Annotated in this window: 17 protein-coding genes; 9 read left to right on the top strand and 8 right to left on the bottom strand. The window is 56.0% G+C overall.

Translation table 11 applies throughout. The features are described 5' to 3' along the window. Positions 1 to 3: 3 nt before the first annotated feature. From PHX60_RS06340 to PHX60_RS06325, 4 genes are read right to left on the bottom strand one after another with little or no spacing between them, the layout of a single operon-like run. Complete coding sequence (locus PHX60_RS06340) at positions 4 to 918, bottom strand: NAD(P)-dependent oxidoreductase (RefSeq protein WP_300075937.1); 915 nt, start codon at positions 916 to 918, stop codon at positions 4 to 6. Positions 919 to 962: 44 nt separating this feature from the next. After that, positions 963 to 2099 (bottom strand): PilT/PilU family type 4a pilus ATPase, encoded by a 1137-nt coding sequence (locus PHX60_RS06335; protein WP_300075935.1) that lies wholly within the window; start codon positions 2097 to 2099, stop codon positions 963 to 965. Positions 2100 to 2149: 50 nt separating this feature from the next. Continuing rightward, positions 2150 to 2797: a cyclic nucleotide-binding domain-containing protein gene (locus PHX60_RS06330; protein ID WP_300075933.1), complete on the bottom strand. Its 648-nt coding sequence runs from the start codon at positions 2795 to 2797 to the stop codon at positions 2150 to 2152. Between the two features lie 59 nt (positions 2798 to 2856). Further along, the gene (locus PHX60_RS06325) at positions 2857 to 3900 is read right to left on the bottom strand and encodes a type IV pilus twitching motility protein PilT (RefSeq protein WP_300075931.1); all 1044 of its coding nucleotides are present in this window, start codon (positions 3898 to 3900) and stop codon (positions 2857 to 2859) included. A 137-nt stretch (positions 3901 to 4037) separates the two neighbouring features. On the opposite strand from PHX60_RS06325, the gene PHX60_RS06320 reads away from it, so the two are divergent. Then, complete coding sequence (locus PHX60_RS06320; protein WP_300075929.1) at positions 4038 to 4871, top strand: SDR family oxidoreductase; 834 nt, start codon at positions 4038 to 4040, stop codon at positions 4869 to 4871. On the opposite strand, the gene PHX60_RS06315 is transcribed toward PHX60_RS06320, so the two are convergent. The 3 genes from PHX60_RS06315 to PHX60_RS06305 are packed head-to-tail and all read right to left on the bottom strand — an operon-like array spanning position 4872 to position 7169. After that, positions 4872 to 5672 carry an MBL fold metallo-hydrolase gene (locus PHX60_RS06315; protein ID WP_300075927.1) on the bottom strand — a complete coding sequence of 267 codons (801 nt, stop codon included), beginning with the start codon at positions 5670 to 5672 and terminating at the stop codon, positions 4872 to 4874. It lies immediately after the preceding gene. A gap of 43 nt (positions 5673 to 5715) precedes the next feature. Beyond that, positions 5716 to 7002: a diaminopimelate decarboxylase gene (gene lysA / locus PHX60_RS06310; RefSeq protein WP_300075926.1), complete on the bottom strand. Its 1287-nt coding sequence runs from the start codon at positions 7000 to 7002 to the stop codon at positions 5716 to 5718. Next, the gene (locus tag PHX60_RS06305; protein ID WP_300075924.1) at positions 6999 to 7169 is read right to left on the bottom strand and encodes a lipoprotein; all 171 of its coding nucleotides are present in this window, start codon (positions 7167 to 7169) and stop codon (positions 6999 to 7001) included. The genes lysA and PHX60_RS06305 overlap by 4 nt, the downstream gene beginning before the upstream one ends. A gap of 11 nt (positions 7170 to 7180) precedes the next feature. Between PHX60_RS06305 and cyaY the strand changes: the two genes are divergently transcribed. After that, a complete protein-coding gene (gene cyaY, locus PHX60_RS06300) occupies positions 7181 to 7510 on the top strand; it encodes an iron donor protein CyaY (protein ID WP_300075922.1) in 330 nt (109 codons plus the stop codon). Here cyaY and PHX60_RS06295 read toward each other — a convergent pair. Continuing rightward, entirely contained in the window at positions 7507 to 9987 is a 2481-nt protein-coding gene (locus PHX60_RS06295; RefSeq protein ID WP_300075920.1) for a penicillin-binding protein 1A, read from the bottom strand. The two genes, cyaY and PHX60_RS06295, sit on opposite strands and share 4 nt — an antisense overlap. Before the next feature lie 256 nt (positions 9988 to 10243). Here PHX60_RS06295 and PHX60_RS06290 point away from each other — a divergent pair, with 256 nt between their 5' ends. The 7 genes from PHX60_RS06290 to PHX60_RS06260 are packed head-to-tail and all read left to right on the top strand — an operon-like array spanning position 10244 to position 19431. After that, positions 10244 to 11323 carry a pilus assembly protein PilM gene (locus PHX60_RS06290; RefSeq protein ID WP_300075918.1) on the top strand — a complete coding sequence of 360 codons (1080 nt, stop codon included), beginning with the start codon at positions 10244 to 10246 and terminating at the stop codon, positions 11321 to 11323. Next, positions 11320 to 11943 (top strand): PilN domain-containing protein, encoded by a 624-nt coding sequence (locus tag PHX60_RS06285; RefSeq protein ID WP_300075917.1) that lies wholly within the window; start codon positions 11320 to 11322, stop codon positions 11941 to 11943. The genes PHX60_RS06290 and PHX60_RS06285 overlap by 4 nt, the downstream gene beginning before the upstream one ends. Positions 11944 to 11946: 3 nt before the next feature. Beyond that, on the top strand, positions 11947 to 12627 hold the full coding sequence (locus tag PHX60_RS06280; protein WP_300075915.1) for a type 4a pilus biogenesis protein PilO: 681 nt from the start codon (positions 11947 to 11949) through the stop codon (positions 12625 to 12627). Next, the gene (locus PHX60_RS06275) at positions 12624 to 13169 is read left to right on the top strand and encodes a pilus assembly protein PilP (protein ID WP_300075913.1); all 546 of its coding nucleotides are present in this window, start codon (positions 12624 to 12626) and stop codon (positions 13167 to 13169) included. The genes PHX60_RS06280 and PHX60_RS06275 overlap by 4 nt, the downstream gene beginning before the upstream one ends. Positions 13170 to 13186: 17 nt before the next feature. After that, a complete protein-coding gene (pilQ, locus tag PHX60_RS06270; RefSeq protein WP_300075998.1) occupies positions 13187 to 15319 on the top strand; it encodes a type IV pilus secretin family protein in 2133 nt (710 codons plus the stop codon). 25 nt (positions 15320 to 15344) lie between these two features. Beyond that, positions 15345 to 18842, top strand: coding sequence for a hypothetical protein (locus PHX60_RS06265; protein WP_300075912.1), 3498 nt, complete (start codon positions 15345 to 15347; stop codon positions 18840 to 18842). A gap of 28 nt (positions 18843 to 18870) precedes the next feature. Next, positions 18871 to 19431 (top strand): shikimate kinase, encoded by a 561-nt coding sequence (locus PHX60_RS06260; protein ID WP_300075910.1) that lies wholly within the window; start codon positions 18871 to 18873, stop codon positions 19429 to 19431. The last annotated feature ends 22 nt before the right edge of the window (positions 19432 to 19453 follow it).

The following is a 19453-nucleotide window of genomic DNA, read 5'->3' as shown; positions in this document are numbered from 1 at the left end:
CGCTTAATCTAACCGCTGAATCAAGCTAGAGGTATCCCAGCGCTGGCCGCCCATGCGCTGCACATCGCCATAAAACTGATCCACCAGTGCCGTGACGGGCAAGGTAGCACCATTGCGCCGTGCCTCGGCCAGCACCAGCCCCAAATCCTTACGCATCCAGTCCACGGCAAAGCCAAAATCGAACTGGCGCGCTACCATCGTTTTGCCCCGGTTATCCAGTTGCCAGCTTTGCGCCGCGCCCTTGCCAATCACGTCTAATACTTGGTTCATGTCTAGCCCGGCGCGTTGGCCAAAGGCGATGGCCTCGGCCAAGCCTTGCACCAACCCGGCAATACAAATTTGATTGACCATTTTGGCCAATTGCCCAGCCCCTGATGCGCCCAAGTGGGTAAAGGCCCGTGCAAACGCCAGCGCTACCGGTTGCACCGCTGCAAACGGGGCCGGGTCGCCACCGCACATCACCGTTAAGAGGCCATTTTGTGCCCCAGCTTGGCCGCCCGACACCGGCGCATCGACAAAATGCAGCCCCAGCGTGCGTCCGGCAGCGTACAACTCGCGTGCTACCTCGGCTGAAGCCGTGGTGTGGTCCACCAAAATGCTGCCCGGCTCCATGCCTGCAAAAGCGCCATCGGCCCCCAGCACCACCGAGCGCAAATCATCATCGTTGCCCACACAGCAAAAAACGATGTCCGCGCCCTGTGCGGCCAAACGCGGCGTGAGCGCATGGCGCACGCCACCGGTGTGGGCATACTCCTCGCACCACGCCAAGGCTTTGGCGGTGTTGCGGTTATAAACCGCCACTTGGTGCCCAGCCAGCGCCAAATGGGCCGCCATCGGGTAACCCATGACACCCAAGCCAATAAAAGCCACCCTGCGCGAAGGCGTTGCGTCGTAAGAACGGGGATTGGTACCAGCCATGCAAAAGTCCGTAGAAAAAATGAAAAAAACTGCCTGCCTAGCGTTTAGACAATGGCAAAGTCCTCGGTGCCAGCGGCCAAATCGGTACTGCGCGCCCGTTGGCTGCCCAGCTTAATTTGCAAGCGCAAGTCATTGACCGAATCGGCGTTGCGTAGCGCATCTTCGTAAGTGATGATGTTGGCCTCAAACAAATCAAACAGCGCTTGGTCAAAGGTTTGCATACCGAGGTTGCGGCTTTTCTTCATGATTTCTTTGACTTCAGACACCTCGCCCTTGAAAATTAAATCGCTGATGAGAGGCGTGTTGAGCATTATCTCTACCGCTGCTGCCCGGCCTTTGCCATCTTGCTTGGGTATCAGGCGTTGCGACACCATCGCGCGCAGGTTGAGTGACAAATCCATCAGCAACTGGGCGCGGCGCTCCTCGGGGAAGAAGTTAATCACCCGGTCCAGGGCTTGGTTGGCACTGTTGGCGTGCAGCGTAGCCATGCACAGGTGACCGGTTTCGGCAAAGGCGATGGCATGTTCCATTGTTTCGCGGTCGCGGATTTCGCCCATCAAAATCACATCGGGCGCTTGGCGCAGGGTATTTTTGAGCGCTGCTTCCCAGGTTTCGGTATCCAGGCCCACCTCGCGCTGGGTCACGACACAGTTTTTGTGGGGATGGACAAACTCTACCGGGTCTTCAATCGTGATGATGTGGCCGTAAGAGTTGGCGTTGCGCCAGTCCACCATCGCCGCCAGCGTGGTGGACTTGCCCGAGCCGGTGGCCCCCACCATGATGCACAGGCCGCGCTTGGTCATGGTGACTTCTTTGAGTACCTGCGGCACCCCTAAGCCATCAATGGTGGGCAGCGTCAGGGGAATGGTACGCAGTACCATGCCCACGCGCCCCTGCTGCACAAAAGCATTGACCCGAAAACGCCCAATACCGGCGGGCGAAATGGCAAAGTTGCATTCTTTGGTGCGTTCAAACTCGGCGGCCTGCTTGTCGCTCATGATGGCACGCGCCAGCGTGAGGGTGTGGCCCGGCGACAAAGGTTGGGGCGATACCTTCGTGACCATGCCATCGACTTTGATAGCTGGCGGAAATTCGGCGGTGATGAACAAATCGCTGCCGTTGCGACTGACCATGAGCCGCAGCAGGTCGTTGATAAATTTACTGGCCTGATCGCGTTCCATCCGGGAGACTCCCTCATGCTGAGGCTATGGCACCAGCATCCATATTGGTTTTATTTTTGATTTTCGCCCAAGTGGGCACTGACTGCGCGCAAGCGCACGCACAATTTACGCGCCAGCACGGCGACCAAGGCCGCGGCCAAATGGGGGTCTTTGACCATCATTTCATCCAGCGTTTGGGCGCTCAGTACCGCAATTTGGCACTCGGTCATGGTGGTGCAGGCCGAGAAACGGATGCCGCTATCAAGTAGCGACATCTCGCCAATCAAATCACCGGGGCGCGTTTGCGCCAACAACAGTTTCTCGCCCCAAGGCTGAATCCGGTTGACCGCCATCGTGCCCGAAAGCAAAAAGAACATGAAGTTGCCATACTCGTCTTGGCGCACCACATCGCGGTCGGAGGGTACCAGGGCAAAATCGAAAAATTCACCCATGCGCGCCGTCAACTCAGGCGGCAACTGGGCCATGTACTTGTTCTTGGCGCACAACTCTTGCAACAGTTTGCTGCCTTGGCCAGATGAGATGCGTTTGGCACCTACCTCTACCGCACGCGCTTCCCAAGGCACCATTGTGACTTCTTCGCCGCCATGCTCAGACAGCGCCGCAGAAAAGAACACCGAATCTTGAGAATCAGCAGCTTGTGCCGCCGTCTCGCTGGGGGTGTCTGCTGAAGAGCGCCACATGTTCAAAATACTTTTCATCGCCAAAATTCCTTCCTGTTACTACCCCACAGTGGGGGTTTGTTTTATCCGATAAACCATTAGCCGGGGAAGTTCTCGGGAATTTTGGCCTTGCTGCGCGCTTCAGCTGGGCTAATGAGGTTGCGCCGCACCAAGTCAGACAGGTTTTGGTCGAGGGTTTGCATCCCGACGTTGCTACTGGTTTGGATGGTGGAATACATCTGCGCCACTTTGGCCTCGCGAATCAGGTTGCGGATAGCGCTGGTGCCAATCATGATTTCGTGCGCAGCTACCCGGCCCGAACCATCTTTGAGCTTGCACAGCGATTGTGAAATCACGGCCTGTAAAGACTCTGACAACATGGCGCGCACCATTTCTTTTTCTTCTGCTGGGAACACGTCAATAATCCGGTCAATGGTTTTGGCAGCGCTGGAGGTGTGCAGCGTACCAAACACCAAGTGCCCGGTTTCTGCGGCCGTCATGGCCAAGCGGATGGTCTCCAAGTCGCGCATTTCACCCACCAAAATGGCGTCCGGGTCTTCACGCAGGGCTGATTTGAGCGCTGCCGCAAACGACAGCGTCATTGGCCCCACTTCACGTTGGTTGACCAAGCATTTTTTGGATTCGTGGACGAATTCAATCGGGTCTTCTACCGTCAGGATGTGGCCGTATTCGTTTTCGTTCAGGTAGTTGACCATACCAGCCAGCGTGGTGGATTTGCCCGAACCGGTAGGTCCCGTCACCAGCACCAAGCCACGCGGCTTCATGGCCAACTCCGTAAAAATCTTGGGCGCATTGAGCTGCTCTAGCGTCAAAATTTTGCTGGGAATGGTACGGAACACCGCCGCCGCGCCCCGGTTTTGGTTGAAGGCATTGACGCGAAAACGCGCCAGCCCTTCAATTTCAAACGAAAAGTCCACCTCCAAAAATTCTTCATAGGCTTTGCGCTGGGCATCGCTCATGATGTCGTACACCATGCTGTGTACGGTTTTGTGATCTAAGGCATCGACGTTGATGCGCCGCACGTCGCCATGCACCCGAATCATCGGAGGCAACCCGGCGGACAAGTGCAAATCGGAAGCTTTGTTTTTAACGCTGAATGCCAGCAACTGGGTGATATCCACAAATCCCTCTGTCGTTTGGTACGCTGAACAGCCATTATGACGGTCAATTCCCGCCCACTCCAGTAGCTTTGTGCCTGTCGCCGCGATAGCGCGATGGCAATCGCAGATACTGCTCCTATTTGCAAGGAGCCAACGCAATGGATTTAGGAATTGCCGGTAAGTGGGCGCTGGTGTGTGGAGCCAGCAAAGGGCTGGGCCGGGGCTGCGCGCAGGCCTTGGTGCAAGAAGGTGTAAATTTGGTAATCAATGGTCGCCAACCCGAGGCTTTGGCCCAAGCGGCGGCCTTGCTGGCAGAGCAGGGCGAAGCTGCTGCCCGCGCCCGTGGTCAGACGATGGGTTTTCCGCTGGTGTTAGCGGTGGCGGCAGACATTACCACCACGCACGGGCGCGAGTCCGCACTCAAGGCCCCCGGTGGCCCAGCGGCGGCTTTTGACATCGTGGTAACGAATGCGGGTGGCCCGCCCACGGGTGATTTTCGGGAGTGGGGCCGCGAGGCTTGGTTGGCCGCGGTCGAGGCCAATATGCTCACGCCAATTGAGCTTATCAAGGCCACGGTCGATGGCATGGCCGCGCGCGGCTTTGGCCGTATTGTCAACATCACCTCCAGCGCGGTCAAGGCTCCGATTGATGTTTTGGGCTTGTCCAATGGTGCGCGCAGTGGCCTGACGGGCTTTGTGGCGGGGCTGGCCCGCAACCCTGCGTTGGCCGGGCGCGGAGTCACCATCAATAACCTACTGCCGGGCAGATTTGCCACCGACCGCATCGAGTCCATGCTGCACAGCGCAGCGGCCAAAAATGGCCAAACCTTGGAGGAGGCGCGCGCCACCATGCTGCAAAGCATTCCGGCGGGGCGCTTTGGCAGTACGGCCGAGTTTGGCGCTTTTTGCGCTTTTGTCTGTAGCCAGCACGCGGGCTACTTGACGGGCCAGAATTTTTTGCTCGATGGCGGCACGTATCCGGGCACTTTTTAATCAGGATGGACGCACCACCGGGTCAATCGCCACGGTGGGCACTTGGTAAAAGCGCTCATCGAAGAGGTCAATGCCGCAGGCCAAGTTTTCAATCCAATTGAGAAAATCGTTAATCATGGCTTGGCCCATCAGCGGCGAGCCATGCTGCGGCACAATCATGGCAATATCCAGCTGGCGCACCATCTTGACCCACATGCGTAACACCTTGTTCGAGACCATGTAGCGCCGGTGAAAGCCTTCCATCAAGGGCAGGTGGCGTTTGAAATCTGTGGCGGGGCGGGCAGCTTGGCTGCCGTTGACCATCGAGGCCCCCAAGTCCCCGCTGAACAAAATGCGACTGACCGGGTCGTAAAACTGAAAATTGCCTTCCGAGTGCATAAAGTGCGCTGGAATCAGCCAAATTTCATGCCGTCCTAGCGGCAAACGGCCCCCGGCATCGGCCACGCTGATCATGCGGTTTTCGGTTTTGCCTGCTTTGGTAAAGTGGGGCACAAAGCGCTCCCAAACGCGCGAAATCACCAGCAAGGCGCGGGTACTCGATAGCCAGCGGTCTAGCGCGGCAATGATGTCTGGGTCGGCATGGGAGGCCAGCACGTAGGATAGCTTTTGCGGCGGAAAATGCTTCAGCATCCCCATATACAACTCGTTGTAGGCCAAGTTACCACCGGGGTCAATGATGGCCCCGGTGTCGTCATCCACAATTAAAAATTGGTTGGCTTGCACGGCTTGCCCGTCTTCTTCCACCAAATCGGTGAACATATAACAGGCATGGTTTTTGTCGCGGTAAAGTTCTATAGGCATATAGGGCGGCCCAAGCGGGCCGTGTCGGGGAGATAAAAAAGGTTTAGAGGGCCGCCAGTAGGCGCTCGTGCTGGAAGCTATCGGCAGCGCTTTCGCGTGGGCGAATCACTTGGGCGTTGCCGCCACTGACCAGCACTTCGGCGGCGCGGCCACGGGTGTTGTAATTGCTGGCCATCGACATGCAGTAAGCCCCAGCAGACAATACCGCCAAGCGGTCGCCGGGTTGCACAGCCAAACTGCGCTCACGCCCGAGCCAGTCACCGCTTTCGCACACCGGGCCGACCACGTCATAGACCTGTGCGGCCAAGTTGTCACGCTGTTGCAGCGGCACAATGCCATGAAAGGCTTGGTACATGGCCGGGCGTGGTAAATCGTTCATGGCGGCATCGACGATGCAGAAGTTTTTCTCTTCGCCCGGTTTCAGGTACAGCACCTCGGTGACGCACAGGCCAGCATTGCCCACCAAAGAGCGCCCTGGCTCAATCAAAAATTGGCGTTGGCCAAAACCGCGTGCGTCCATTTTGGCCAGCAATTGCGCCCACAAGTCGTCCGCTGCCGGGGGGGTATCGCCGTTGTAGTTGATGCCCAAGCCGCCACCAAAATCAATATGATGAATCGGGATGCCTGCGGCCTCAATGGCCTCAATCAAATCCAGCACCCGGTCGGCAGCGTCCAGATAGGGCGTGGCCTCGGTAATTTGCGAGCCAATATGGCAATCAATACCCAGCACGCGAATGCCCGGCAAACTGGCGGCGCGTTGGTAGGTGGCCAAGGTGCGCTCGTGGGCGATACCGAATTTGTTGCCCTTGAGGCCGGTAGAGATATAGGGATGGGTTTTGGCATCCACATTTGGATTGACGCGGATACTGACGGGTGCTTGTGCGCCCAGTGAAACCGCTACTTCGCTTAAAACCTCTAGCTCGGCTTCGCTTTCGACGTTAAAGCACAAAATGCCCGCTTGCAGGGCTTGGCGCATCTCGGCGCGGGTTTTGCCCACACCCGAAAAAATCACTTTGCCGGGGTCGCCACCAGCGGCCAGCACGCGCTCCAACTCGCCGCCCGAGACGATGTCAAAACCGCAGCCTTGGCGGGCAAAAAACTGCAAAATTGCCAGCGAGGGGTTGGCCTTCATGGCGTAGCAAATTTGCACTTTGCGCCCAGCAAAACCACGTTGGTATGCGGCCAAGGCGGCTTGCATGGCGGCAGTGGAATACACAAACAGCGGCGTACCATGCGCCTGTGCCAGCTCGGCCACAGGCACTTCTTCAATGAATAAATCAGTGCCCCGATAGGCAATGTAAGGATGACCGGGCAATACAGTGGATGTCATGGAGCAACCGAAGGGGCAGAAGTAGCAGGAGAGGCAGGGCTTGGCGCAGCGGGTGCAGCGGGTGTTGGCAGGTACAAAGGCCCGCGTTGACCACAGGCCGCCAGTGTCGCTGCCACGCTGGCAACAAGGACAAAGCGCCTGACTAAAATTTGAAACGCTTTTAACATAATGAAATTGTATGACCGACCTCGAATACCTAGACCAAGCTGAAAAATTGTTACTGGCAGTGGAACGGTCTTGTGACCGTATCAACGACAGCACCGAGGCCGACATAGACAACCAGCGCAGCGGCGGCATGGTGACGCTCACTTTTGCCAACCGCAGCCAAATTGTCATAAACCAGCAAAAGCCACTGCATGAAATTTGGCTGGCCACCCGTTCGGGCGGCTACCACTACCGCTTTGACGGCCAGCAGTGGCAATGCACCAAAGGCAGTGGCGAATTTTTTGCCCAGCTGACGCAAGATGCCAGCGCCCAAGCGGGGCTGGCCTTGCATTTTGGGGCCTAATTGCGGAACAAATCCATGATGCGGTTGCGCTCCTCTGCCGCTGGCGGTTGGGGTGCTGCTTCTTGGTTGCTGCTGCTGTTGCCGCTGTTGCTGCTGGTACTACTGCTGCCGCTGCTACTGCTGGCGCGTGGCTCGGTGCCTACACTGGCCACGCCAGCGCCGCGCGCGTACTCGGTGTAAAACCATTCACCGCCACTTTGCACCACGCCGCTGGGTACGGTCGGCTCCATTACGGGCACGCCTTTGAGGGCATGGCCCATAAAGTTAATCCAGATAGGCAAACTCAGGCCGCCGCCGGTTTCGCGGCTGCCCAAATTGCGCGGCGTGTCATAGCCAATCCAAGTAACGGCAGCCAGCGTGGGCTGAAAGCCAGCAAACCAGGCATCTACCGCATCGTTGGTGGTGCCAGTTTTGCCATACAAATCGGGCCGTTTGAGGGTCGATTGCGCCCGCGCGGCAGTGCCCGAGCGCGTCACCTCTTGCAGCAAACTGTTGGTGATGAAGGCATTGCGCGCATCAATGGCCCGCTCTTGCTTGTCCAAGGCCGGGGGCTGGGTTTCAGAGATGAGTTTGCCTTTGTAGTCGGTGACTTTGGCAATCAGCCACGGGTTGATACGGTAGCCACCGTTGGCAAACACCGCATAGCCCACCGCCATCTGCATCGGCGTGACCGAGCCTGCGCCCAAAGCCATCGTCAGGTAAGGCAGGTGTTTGTCGGCATCAAAACCAAAGCGTGTTACCCACTGCTGGGCGTTTTTGGTGCCCACGGCTTGCAAAATGCGGATAGAAACCATGTTTTTTGATCTGGCCAAACCGGTTCGCATGGTCATGGGGCCGTCGTATTTGCCATCGTAGTTTTTGGGTTCCCAAGGTTGGCCGCCGGTCACGCCTGCATCAAAAAACAGGGGGCCATCGTTGATGATGGTGGCGGGGGTAAAGCCTTTCTCTAGCGCCGCAGAATAAATAAACGGCTTGAAGCTAGAACCGGGCTGGCGCCAGGCTTGCGTTACATGGTTGAACTTGTTTTTATCAAAATCAAAGCCCCCCACCAGGGCCTTGATGGCCCCGGTGCGTGGGTCTAGGGCCACAAAAGCCCCTTCTACCTCGGGCAATTGTGTTGCCTCCCAGGTGTTTTTGCTGGTTTTAATCACACGGATGATGGCCCCCCGGCGCAATTTGATATTGGGTGGTGCCTTGCTGCTCAGGCCCGATTGCACCGGGCGCAAACCCTCGCCGCTGATTTCTAGCACATCGCCATTGCCACGCACGGCCACTACTTTGCGCGCACTGACCTCTAGCACCACGGCCGACAGCACATCGCCATTGTCGGGGTGGTCGGCCAGTGCGTCGTCAATCGCTTCGTCCAAAGCCTGTGGGTCGGTGGGCAACGTGACAAATTTTTCTGGCCCCCGGTAGGCTTGGCGGCGTTCGTAATCCATGATGCCCCGGCGCAAGGCTTGGTAGGCAGCCTCTTGGTCGGAGGTGTTGAGCGTGGTGTACACGTTCAGCCCCCGGGTGTAGGCTTCGTTGCCATATTGGGCAAAAATCAGCTGGCGTGCCATCTCGGCCACGTACTCGGCGTGCGTATTGCCGCCGTCACTGTGGTTGTTACGCAGGTGCAGCTGCTCTTCGCGTGCCTGCATGGCTTGCTCTGGCGTAATGAAGCCGTTTTCTTGCATACGGTCAATGATGTGCAACTGGCGCACTCGGGCGCGCTTGGGGTTGCTAATCGGGTTGTAGGCCGATGGCGCTTTGGGCAGCCCGGCCAGCATGGCCGCCTCGGCCACCGAAACCTGTTGCAGCGGCTTGCCAAAGTAAATCTCTGCTGCGGCCGCAAAACCATAGGCGCGGTTGCCCAAAAAAATCTGGTTCATGTAAATTTCCAGAATTTGGTCTTTGCTCAGCAGGTGTTCGAGCTTGAAAGTAAGTAAGATTTCGTAAATTTTTCGCGTGAATGTTTTTTCGGAAGACAGATAAACATTGCGTGCCACCTGCATGGTGATGGTGGATGCACCTTGGCTTTTCACCTTGGTGACGTTGGCAATGCCAGCACGCAAAATCCCCTTGAAATCGACCCCGTTGTGCTCAAAAAAACGGGTGTCTTCAATCGCCAAAACGGCGTTTTTCATCACCTCTGGGATGTCTGCAATCGGTGTCAGGTTGCGCCGCTCCTCGCCAAACTCGCCCAGCAAGGCCCCTTCGGCAGAATAAACTCGCAGGGGTAGTTTGGGCCGGTAGTCGGCCAAATCCGAAATGTCGGGCAGATTAGGGTAGGCCATCGCCAGCGCCACCCCCACGACCAGCAGCACCGCTAAGGTGCCCGCCAGCAGTAAGCCAGCGCTCCATAAAAGCAAGCGCAGCAACCAATGCCGTTGGGGTGCAGGAGTGGGCGGCGTAGGTGGGGCCGAAGGGGTGTCTGAGGTGTCTGCGCTATCAGGCGGCAGGCGGCTATCAAGGGGGGAGGCGGGGGGCGGCATAACGCTCCGAATCAATGGAGGGCCAGATTATAAAAATGCCACATCAAAATCCGCACACCATGCCTTGCATGGCCTATGCTTGCGGCGGGTCTGCACAGTGGCACACTGGAGTTTTTGGCCATTGGGCCGTGTACTTTTGGCAACGAACAGCGCAGCCAGCGGCTGCAAAGTCTTTGCTGGCAAACTATCTTACTGATAGCATCCAGCCAAAACGCCAAGCATATTGCCTATTTTTTCAGCATAAAGGGGAGCCATCTTGATTTCTGTGGGAGCTTTGTTCAGTCAACAGTCCGCCCCGCTGGTCGGCATTGACATCAGTTCCTCCAGTGCCAAGCTGGTAGAGCTGGCACACAACAAGGCCGGTGGCCTTGTCTTGGAGCGCTGCGCTATCGAGCCACTAGAGCGCGGTTGGATTACCGATGGCAACATCGAAAAATTTGACGAAGTGGCCGAGGCCCTGCGTCGTTTGGTCAAAAAAAGCGGCACGCGCACCAAAAACGTCGCCCTGGCCTTGCCACCCTCGGCAGTGATTACCAAAAAAATCACCCTGCCCGCTGGCCTGACCGACCAAGAAATGGAAGTGCAGGTAGAGTCCGAGGCCAACCAGTACATCCCGTTCTCGTTGGACGAGGTCAGTTTAGACTTTTGTGTGGTTGGCCCCAACAAAAGTTCCCCCGGCGATGTGGATGTGCTGATTGCCGCCTCACGGCGCGAGAAAGTGCAAGACCGCCAAGGTTTGGCCGAAGCCGCTGGCCTCAAGGCCGTGATTATTGACATCGAATCCTATGCCGCCCGCTTGGCCGCCAGCCGCCTGATAGAGGCGCTGCCCAACAAGGGCGTGGATTCCGTGGTGGCGCTGTTTGAGGTCGGGGCCTTAACCACCAGTATGCAGGTGATTCGCAACGACGAAGTGCTTTACGACCGCGACCAAGCCTTTGGCGGTGCCCAACTCACCCAGCTTATCGTGCGCCAATATGGCTTCTCGCCCGAAGAGGCCGAAACCAAAAAGCGCAACGGTGATTTGCCCGACGATTACGCCACGGCGGTACTCAAGCCCTTTGTCGAAACTCTGGCCCAAGAAATTGGCCGTGCGCTCCAATTCTTTTTTACCAGCACGCCGCACAACCGGGTGGACCACATCCTGCTGGCCGGTGGCTCGGCCCCCCTGCCCGGCCTGACCGAAGCCGTCACGCAACACGCTGGGGCGGTATGCAGTGTGGTCAACCCGTTTGAGGGCATGGAAATTGGCAGTGGCGTTCGCATGAAAAAAATGGCGCGTGAGGCACCGTCTTACCTTACCTCCTGCGGCTTGGCCATGCGGAGATTTTTGCAATGATTTTGATTAACCTACTTCCCCACCGGGAAGCCGCGCGCAAACGCCGGCGCGAGAATTTTCAAGCCACGATGTTCGCATCGTTTTTGGTGGGCTTATTGATTGCTGGTGGCATCTATTGGTGGTTCCAGATGCAAATTGATGAGCAGCAGGCCAAAAATAATTTCTTGCAAACTGAAACCAAGAAATTAGAAGAGCAAATCAAAGAAATTGCCACCATCGAAGAAGAAATTGCCGCCCTGACCGCCCGACAAAAAGCGGTAGAAGACTTGCAAGCCGACCGCAATTTGCCGGTGCATTTACTGACCGAGTTGGTGCAACAACTGCCCGATGGGGTCTATGTCACCAGCCTCAAGCAAGAAAACCGCACCGTCACCATGCAGGGCATGGCCCAATCGAACGAGCGCATCTCCGAAATGCTGCGTAACCTCAGCAGCAATACCCCTTGGCTGACCAAACCCGAATTGGTAGAAATTGTGGCAGGCAATGTCTCTTTAGGGGCCAAAGACCAACGCCGCGTGGCCGCCTTTAAGATGAACTTCCAGCTGATGCGCGCCAGTGAAGTAGAAAAAGCCAATGCAGAAAGCGCTAATGCCGCTAATGCCGCCAAGGCCGGAAAGTAAAGCATGGTCAAAAAGCAGCTTCCTAAAATTGACTTTGCCGCGCTGCAACAAGAGGTGCAGCGCCAATTTACCAACCTAGACACCAAAGACCCTTCCGTCTGGCCGGTGTGGCCGCGCACCCTGCTGTGCATTTTTATTGCAGTGGGTGTGGCTGTGGCCCTGTGGTTTACCGTGCTGGTGGACTACGAAACCCAGTTGCAAACAGCCCAAGCGCAAGAAAAAACCCTGCGCGAAGATTACCAAAAAAAGCTACTCAAGGCGGTCAGTTTAGAGGCCCTGAAAAAGCAGCGCGAGCAAATCCAACAATACGTGATTCAGCTAGAAAAACAATTGCCCAGCAAGGCCGAAATGGCCGCCTTGTTATCCGACATCAACCAATCGGGCTTGGGCCGCAGTTTGCAGTTTGAGCTGTTTCGCCCCGGTCAGGTGGTGGTGCGCGATTACTACGCCGAGTTGCCCATTGCCGTGCGCGTGACGGGCAAATACCACGATATGGGGGCCTTTGCTGCCGATGTCGCCCACCTATCGCGCATTGTGACGATGGACAGCATTGCCATTGCCCCTAACGCCAAAGACAAAGACGGCCCCACCCTGAGCATGGATGCCACCGCACGCACCTACCGCTACCTGGACCCCGAAGAAGTCCAGGCCCAGCGCAAAGCCAGCACCGGAGCCAAGAAATGAAACCCCTGCACCTGTTGATGCTGGCTTGCTGCACCGTGGGGCTGCTCGGTTGTGAGTCCTCGGGCGAACAAGAGCTGCGCGATTGGATGGAGCGCGAGCGCGCCCAGGCCAAGCCGCGCGTCACCCCCCTGACCGAGCCTAAACAATTCCAGCCCATGCCCTACACCGCCGAGAGCAGCCTTGAGCCTTTCGATAAGCTCAAGCTGGTGCAGGCGCTGCGCCGTGAATCGGCCCAAGTCACGGCCAATGCTGGCCTGATTGCCCCCGAGCTGGCACGGCGCAAAGAGCCGCTAGAGGCTTTTCCGCTGGACACGATGGCGATGGTGGGCAGCTTGAACAAAGTGGGCAAGCCCACCGCCCTGCTGCGGGTAGATAACCTACTCTACCAAGTGCAGGTGGGCCACTATTTGGGACAAAACTACGGGCGTATCACCGCCATTACCGAAACGGCGATTCAACTGCGAGAAATCGTCCAAGATGCCACCGGAGATTGGGTAGAACGTCCAGCGTCGCTAGAACTGCAAGAGGAAGCGAAAAAATGAATCCAAAAAATAAGCCTATGGGGGCAGCATGGCCTCGTGCTGTGGCCGTGGCTGCTGCTGCGTTGCTCTCTGGCGTGGCTTGGGCACAAGGTGCCATTCAATCGGTCAGTGGCTCTATCCAGGGCGGTGCCGAGGTATTGCGTATCGACTTGAGCGAGCCATTGGCCGCTTTGCCGCAAGGTTTTGCCACGCAATCGCCCGCGCGCATTGCGCTGGATTTTCCTGAAATTACCAACGCCTTGGGCAGCAACTTGGTACCCATTAACCAAGGCAACCTCAAATCGGCCAATGTGGTGCAGGTGCAAGGGCGCTCGCGCGTGGTGCTGAACTTAAAACAGGCCACCAGTTACCGCACCGAATTGCAGGGCAAATCGGTTTTACTGACCCTAGAGCCAGTATCTAGCGCCACCACCACGGCAGCAGCACAAAAAACCCTGTTTGCCGAAGACCAAAACACCACTACCCTGCCGATTAAAGATGTAGATTTTCGGCGTGGTGCCGATGGTGCGGGGCGCATTGTTATTAGCCTGCCCAACAACCAAGTGGGCGTTGATTTGCGCCAACAGGGCAAGGGTTTAAGCATAGAATTTTTGCACTCGTCCTTGCCCGAAGGGCTGCGCCGCCGTTTAGACGTGGCTGATTTTGCCACCCCGGTGCAATTGATTAGCACCACCCAGCAGGGCGACCGGGTGCGGATGAATATCGAAGCCCAAGGCGAGTGGGAACACAGCGCTTACCAAAGCGACAACCAATTTGTGGTCGAAGTACGGCAGAAAAAAGTCGATTTAAGCAAATTATCTTCTGGGCCGGGTTATAGCGCCGAAAAATTATCGCTCAACTTTCAAAATATTGATTTGCGTGCCTTGTTGGGCGTATTTGCTGATTTTACCAATATCAATATCGTAACTTCTGATACCGTGTCAGGCTCCATGACCTTGCGGCTGAAAGATGTCCCGTGGGACCAAGCGCTGCAAATTATCATGGAAGCCAAGGGCTTGGGGCAGCGTAAAAATGGCAATGTGCTGTGGATTGCGCCCAAAGACGAAATTGACGATCGTACCAAAAAAGATTATGAAGCCGCGTTGGCGATTCAAAAACTAGAACCTTTGCGTACCCAATCTTTTCAGCTCAATTATGCCAAAGCCGATGCGATTGTGGAACAACTGACCAAATCTGTGGGGGGTTCTAGCGGCGGTGGTGCTGGTGGTGGCTCTACCCGCTTTTTATCCGAGCGTGGCAGTGCTATTTCTGAACCACGCACCAACCAAATTTTTGTCTCTGATACACCGAGCAAGTTAGAAGAAGTGCGCCAGCTGATTACCAGTTTGGACGTGGCCGTGCGCCAAGTGCTGATTGAAGCCCGCATTGTCGAGGCGCGCGATACCTTTGGCCGCTCCTTGGGCGTAAAACTGGGCGGTAGTGATTTACGTGCCGGACGCGGTGGTGTGGGCGGCTATGGCATTGGTGGCGGTAACCGGGTGGTGTTTGGCACTTCTTATAATAACGCGATTGCCAGCAGTGGGGGTGGCACCGCCATCACCAATACCAGCACACCTTTTGTCAACCTTCCAGCCCAATTGTCTGGGGTCACTTCGGTGCCCAGTTTTGCCTTGTCTATTTTTAATCCGGTGGCTAACCGCTTTTTAGATTTAGAAATATCGGCAATGGAAGCAGATGGCCAAGGTAAAGTAGTCTCTAGTCCGCGCCTGATTACGGCTGACCAAGTCAAAGCCCTGATTGAGCAAGGTACTGAATACCCCTATGCCGTGACGGCCCCCAACGGTGCCACCACCATTGCCTTTAAAAAGGCGGTGCTGAAATTAGAGGTAACACCCCAAATTACCCCCGAAGGTAATATTATTTTAGATTTGGATGTGAACAAAGACAGCCGGGGTGAAACCACGACCCAAGGGGTTGCCATCGAAACCAAGCACATCAAAACCCAAGTGCTGATTGAAAACGGTGGTACCGTGGTCATTGGGGGTATTTTTGAAATGGAAGAATCCAATTTAGAAAATAAGGTGCCATTACTGGGGGATATTCCAGTGATGGGCAATTTATTCAAAAACAGAACCAAGGAATCGACCAAGCGCGAAATGTTGGTGTTTATTACCCCCAAGATTATTACCGAGCGCACCGCGCAACGTTAAAATTTTTTCATCAATAGGATAAAAAATGCAAAAAATATTCAGAATCCTGATGCTAATGCTGGTCACAGCATTGGCAGCTTGCGGTGGTGGAGGCGGCGATGGCGGCTCTCCCGGAGCCAACCCTAACCAGACTACGTTGGTCACAACCGCTGGTACCGCTTTAATTCTTCCGGTGGGTGTAGCGCGTGAGTATCAAATCAGCGGTGGTGTGCCACCCTATCGCATTAACAATGCGAACGAAGCGATGGCTGAAGGCCAAGTAGATGGCAAAACCCTGATTATCCGTACCAAAGCCGCAGGCAATGCCAAGGTCAGTGTGCTGGACTACAGCGGTGCTTCGGTAGAAATTGATATTCAGATAGGCTCTAGTATCCCGCTGTACACCACAGCCCCCGGTAACCTGACGGTAGGCGTGGGTTCTAGTGTGGCGCGGCGCTTTTTGATTGGTGGCGGTGCCGCACCCTACACAGTAGAAGGCGGTGATAGCAATGTCGCTATCGTGGGACTGATCGGTGCTAATCAGTTGCAAGTTACCGGCGTTGCGATTGGTGCTACTACCGTCAAAATTCGGGATGCTGCGGGTGAGCAAGTTGAAATTACTTTAACGGTCGGTTCACCAGAACTGCGTATATCCCCTACCGATTTGGTGATACCTGTCGGCTTGGATGCGGTGGCCAAAGTTTCGGGCGGGCAGCCGCCCTATCGGGTTGCTGGTGGTATTCCAGTCGCCATCACTGCCACCATTCAGGGTGATGAACTGCATATTAAGGGTTCACTGGCTTCCGAGTTAGAAATTTCGGTGATGGATGCCGCCGGTCAAACCGTGAAAGTGAAAGTAGAAATCAATACTGCCACTACGGCGATTCGTTTTTCGCCCAGTGCCTTGGTGGTATCTGAGAATGATACCCAACCTATCCAGTTCAGCGTTTTTGGTGCCCAAGGTGCCACTTGCGTATTTACCTCGGATCCATCCTTCTTGCAGGTGCGGCCTAGCGAGGCCAACTGTATGCAGCGCAATACGGTGACCTTGGAAACCGGTACGCGCGGCAGCCGTTGCGTGAATGGAAATAAAGAAGTGCTTTTAACCGTGGTAGATGCTGCCCGTTCCACCGGTACAGCCAAAGTTACCATTGAAGACAATGGTAGCTGTGGCAACTTTGCCGTGCTGCCTGCCAGTGTCGAAGTTCGCACCGGTGAAAACAAACAGCTGGAACTCATTGGTGGTTCTGGCAGCTATGTCGTCTCTTCTGACAATGCCCGTGCGGCCACTGCAACGGTTGCGGGTGGTGTGCTTATTGTCACTGGCGGTGATACCGTAGGTCAGGCCAACATTACCATCCGTGATCAAGCAGATACCTCTAAGGTGCTGACGGTGCCAGTAACGGTGGTGGTGGGGCCTGTGGCTACCATCTCCACCTCTCCGCAAACTTTGAATCTTAAATCTGCTGAAGCAGCCGACGTACTCATCAGCGGTGGCTCGGGCAACTTTGATTTGGCAGTGAGCAACAACCAAATGGTTACTGCTGTTTTGAGTGGCCGCACCCTGCGCGTGGTTGGGGGTAGTACGTTAGGTACAGCTACCATCACGATTCGCGACCAAGCGGATTTGAGCCGCACGACAAACCTGTCTGTCACTGTTACAGCCAGTGGCACGTCTGTGTTGGGTGCATCGCCAGCCACCTTGACCGTTGTATCGAATGCAGAAGCTGATGTACTCATCAGTGGCGGCTCGGGCAACTTTGATTTGGCGGTTAGCAATACCCAAGTGGCTACAGCCACCCTCAACGGTCGCACTTTGCGGGTCACCGGTGGCGGAGCCGTAGGCACGGCCACAATTACTGTGCGCGACAAGGCAGATGCTACGCGGGTAGTTGCGATCAATGTTACGGTGGTTGCTGGTAATGGTTCTCTGACGGCATCCCAGCCAACGTTGTCCCTCCCGCTAGGTGCAGCGGCTGATGTGCTGATCAGTGGTGGTTCTGGTCGCTTCGATGTGGCCGTGAACAACACCGGGGTTGCCACTGCTGCCCTGACAGGCAATACCTTGCGTATTACTGCCGGTGCCACTGCGGGCACGGCTACTATCACGGTGCGTGACCAGGCCGATCAAAGCAAAACCACCACGGTACGTGTGACGGTGTCTGCGGCAGCCATTAGTCCGTTGGTGGTGTCACCATCCACAGTGTCTATTCAGCCTGGTGCTGCAACCGATGTGCTGATCAGTGGTGGCTCTGGCAAGTTTGATGTGGCGGTTAGCAACACCGGGGTTGCCACTGCTGCCCTGACAGGCAATACTGTGCGTATTACTGCCGGTGCTACCGTTGGTACGACCACCATCACAGTGCGTGACCAAGCTGATCAAAGCAAGATAGCAACTATTACCGTAACGGTGTCCACAACCCCTGTGGGTGCGTTGGTTGCATCGCCTTCAGGCCCCTTGTCCATTCAATCGGGTGCCTCAGCCGATGTGCTGCTCAGTGGTGGCTCTGGTCGGTTTGATTTTGCTACCAGCAACTCTGCGGTGGCCACTGCCACACTTGCTGGCAATAAGTTGACCATTACTGCAAGCGCTACGACGGGTTCTGCCACCATCACCGTGCGTGACCAAGCCGATGCAAGTCGCAGCGTTGCCATTAATGTCAACGTGACGGGTGCTTCTGCACCGGCAGCACCCATGACAGCAGCGCCTTCGGCAGCCACTGGCTCAGTGCAAGAAACCCTGTACTTTGTCTTGCAAAACGGCACAGCGCCTTATACCGTAGTAGTTTCGAACCCCAGCGTTGCTACGGCAACGGTGACTGGAAACACGGTGGCAGCGGCATTGCGTGGTGCCGGACAAACTACCTTGGTAGTAACGGATGCCCGTGGGCAAACATTGAACATCGATGTCACATCCAACCAAGCCCAACAAGCTTCACTGCGCTTTGCTCCTAGCGCCTTTGAAGTGGGTGAAGACTCTTTGGCACCCATTACCTTGACGGTGTTTGGTGGTCAGCCACCCTACCGTGCTTTGACCAGTGATTTGGGCTTGTCGAATGTGGAGGTAAATGGGGATACCTTTACCGTAGGTTTGGGTACGCGGAGTAATCGTTGTATCAATCCTGTAGATGCTGAAGGTAAATACCTTCCCCGTGAGTTCTTCAATGTTATTTTGACAGTGGTAGATTCTGGTGGGGCCTTTGCCACTAGCACTATGACGATTCGTGACAATGGCATGGGAGATATGAATCTGATGCGGGGTACATGCCCACAAAATCTGACGCTTTTCACCACAGCGGATGGATCTACTGAGGCCACACCCAATGGAACTGCTTCTATTTTGGTTGGTAGTTCGCGCACTTTCTCTATCCGGGGTGGTGTGCCGCCTTACCGGGTGGAAACGTCTAACAGTGCAGTGGCTCCAGCAGTGTTGTCTAGCCAAGCGGGTCTGAGCATTACTGGTTTGGCCGCTGGTAATGCTATCGTAACGATTCGTGATGCTGCTGGTTCCACCAGCACCATTGCAGTCACTGTTACCCCTTGATGCTTCAAGCCTTCGTTTGGAGTTGGTTATGCTGATCTCTTTGGTCGGCCTCCCCGGCTCCGGCAAATCCACCGTCGGGCGGCAACTCGCCCGACGGTTGGGGGTGGCCTTTATCGACTCGGACCAAGTGATTGAGCAGCGCATCGGCTGCTCGATTCGCGAGTTCTTCGAGCGCGAGAGCGAAGCCCGCTTTCGCGACCTAGAGGCTGAAGTATTGGAGGAACTCACCGCAGCCCCCGAGGCGGCGGTGCTTTCTACCGGTGGCGGTGCCGTGCTACGGCCTGCCAACCGGCAATGCTTGCACCAGCGTGGCACCGTGGTTTATTTGCGTTCTACGCCCGAAGAAATCTTCCGGCGTATTCGCTACGATAAAACCCGGCCTTTGCTGCAAGTGGCCAACCCACTGGGCCAATTGCGTACCCTTTACACCCAGCGCGACCCCTTGTACCGCCAAGCCGCGCATTACGTGGTAGAAACGGGCCGCCCTTCGGTCACCAGTTTGGTCAATATGATTATCATGCAGTTGGAGCTGGCCGGTGTGATTGCGCCGGGGGTGGCCGCTGCGCCAGAATGCCCGGCGGCAGACTGAAAACTGCATTTTTTCTGCGTCC

Source organism: Giesbergeria sp., from assembly GCF_028686475.1.
In the GTDB taxonomy this organism is placed as follows: domain Bacteria; phylum Pseudomonadota; class Gammaproteobacteria; order Burkholderiales; family Burkholderiaceae_C; genus Simplicispira.
Note: the sequence above shows the minus strand (reverse complement) of the source record. Positions and strands in the feature narration are given on the sequence as shown.

Excerpts from the sequence above, each read along its gene's own strand:
- PHX60_RS06340 (WP_300075937.1), bottom strand. The coding sequence starts at position 918 with ATGGCTGGTACCAATCCCCGTTCTTACGACGCAACGCCTTCGCGCAGG.
- PHX60_RS06335 (WP_300075935.1), bottom strand. The coding sequence starts at position 2,099 with ATGGAACGCGATCAGGCCAGTAAATTTATCAACGACCTGCTGCGGCTC.
- PHX60_RS06330 (WP_300075933.1), bottom strand. The coding sequence starts at position 2,797 with ATGAAAAGTATTTTGAACATGTGGCGCTCTTCAGCAGACACCCCCAGC.
- PHX60_RS06320 (WP_300075929.1), top strand. The coding sequence starts at position 4,038 with ATGGATTTAGGAATTGCCGGTAAGTGGGCGCTGGTGTGTGGAGCCAGC.
- PHX60_RS06315 (WP_300075927.1), bottom strand. The coding sequence starts at position 5,672 with ATGCCTATAGAACTTTACCGCGACAAAAACCATGCCTGTTATATGTTC.
- lysA (WP_300075926.1), bottom strand. The coding sequence starts at position 7,002 with ATGACATCCACTGTATTGCCCGGTCATCCTTACATTGCCTATCGGGGC.
- PHX60_RS06305 (WP_300075924.1), bottom strand. The coding sequence starts at position 7,169 with ATGTTAAAAGCGTTTCAAATTTTAGTCAGGCGCTTTGTCCTTGTTGCC.
- cyaY (WP_300075922.1), top strand. The coding sequence starts at position 7,181 with ATGACCGACCTCGAATACCTAGACCAAGCTGAAAAATTGTTACTGGCA.
- PHX60_RS06295 (WP_300075920.1), bottom strand. The coding sequence starts at position 9,987 with ATGCCGCCCCCCGCCTCCCCCCTTGATAGCCGCCTGCCGCCTGATAGC.
- PHX60_RS06285 (WP_300075917.1), top strand. The coding sequence starts at position 11,320 with ATGATTTTGATTAACCTACTTCCCCACCGGGAAGCCGCGCGCAAACGC.
- PHX60_RS06280 (WP_300075915.1), top strand. The coding sequence starts at position 11,947 with ATGGTCAAAAAGCAGCTTCCTAAAATTGACTTTGCCGCGCTGCAACAA.
- PHX60_RS06275 (WP_300075913.1), top strand. The coding sequence starts at position 12,624 with ATGAAACCCCTGCACCTGTTGATGCTGGCTTGCTGCACCGTGGGGCTG.
- pilQ (WP_300075998.1), top strand. The coding sequence starts at position 13,187 with ATGGGGGCAGCATGGCCTCGTGCTGTGGCCGTGGCTGCTGCTGCGTTG.
- PHX60_RS06265 (WP_300075912.1), top strand. The coding sequence starts at position 15,345 with ATGCAAAAAATATTCAGAATCCTGATGCTAATGCTGGTCACAGCATTG.
- PHX60_RS06260 (WP_300075910.1), top strand. The coding sequence starts at position 18,871 with ATGCTGATCTCTTTGGTCGGCCTCCCCGGCTCCGGCAAATCCACCGTC.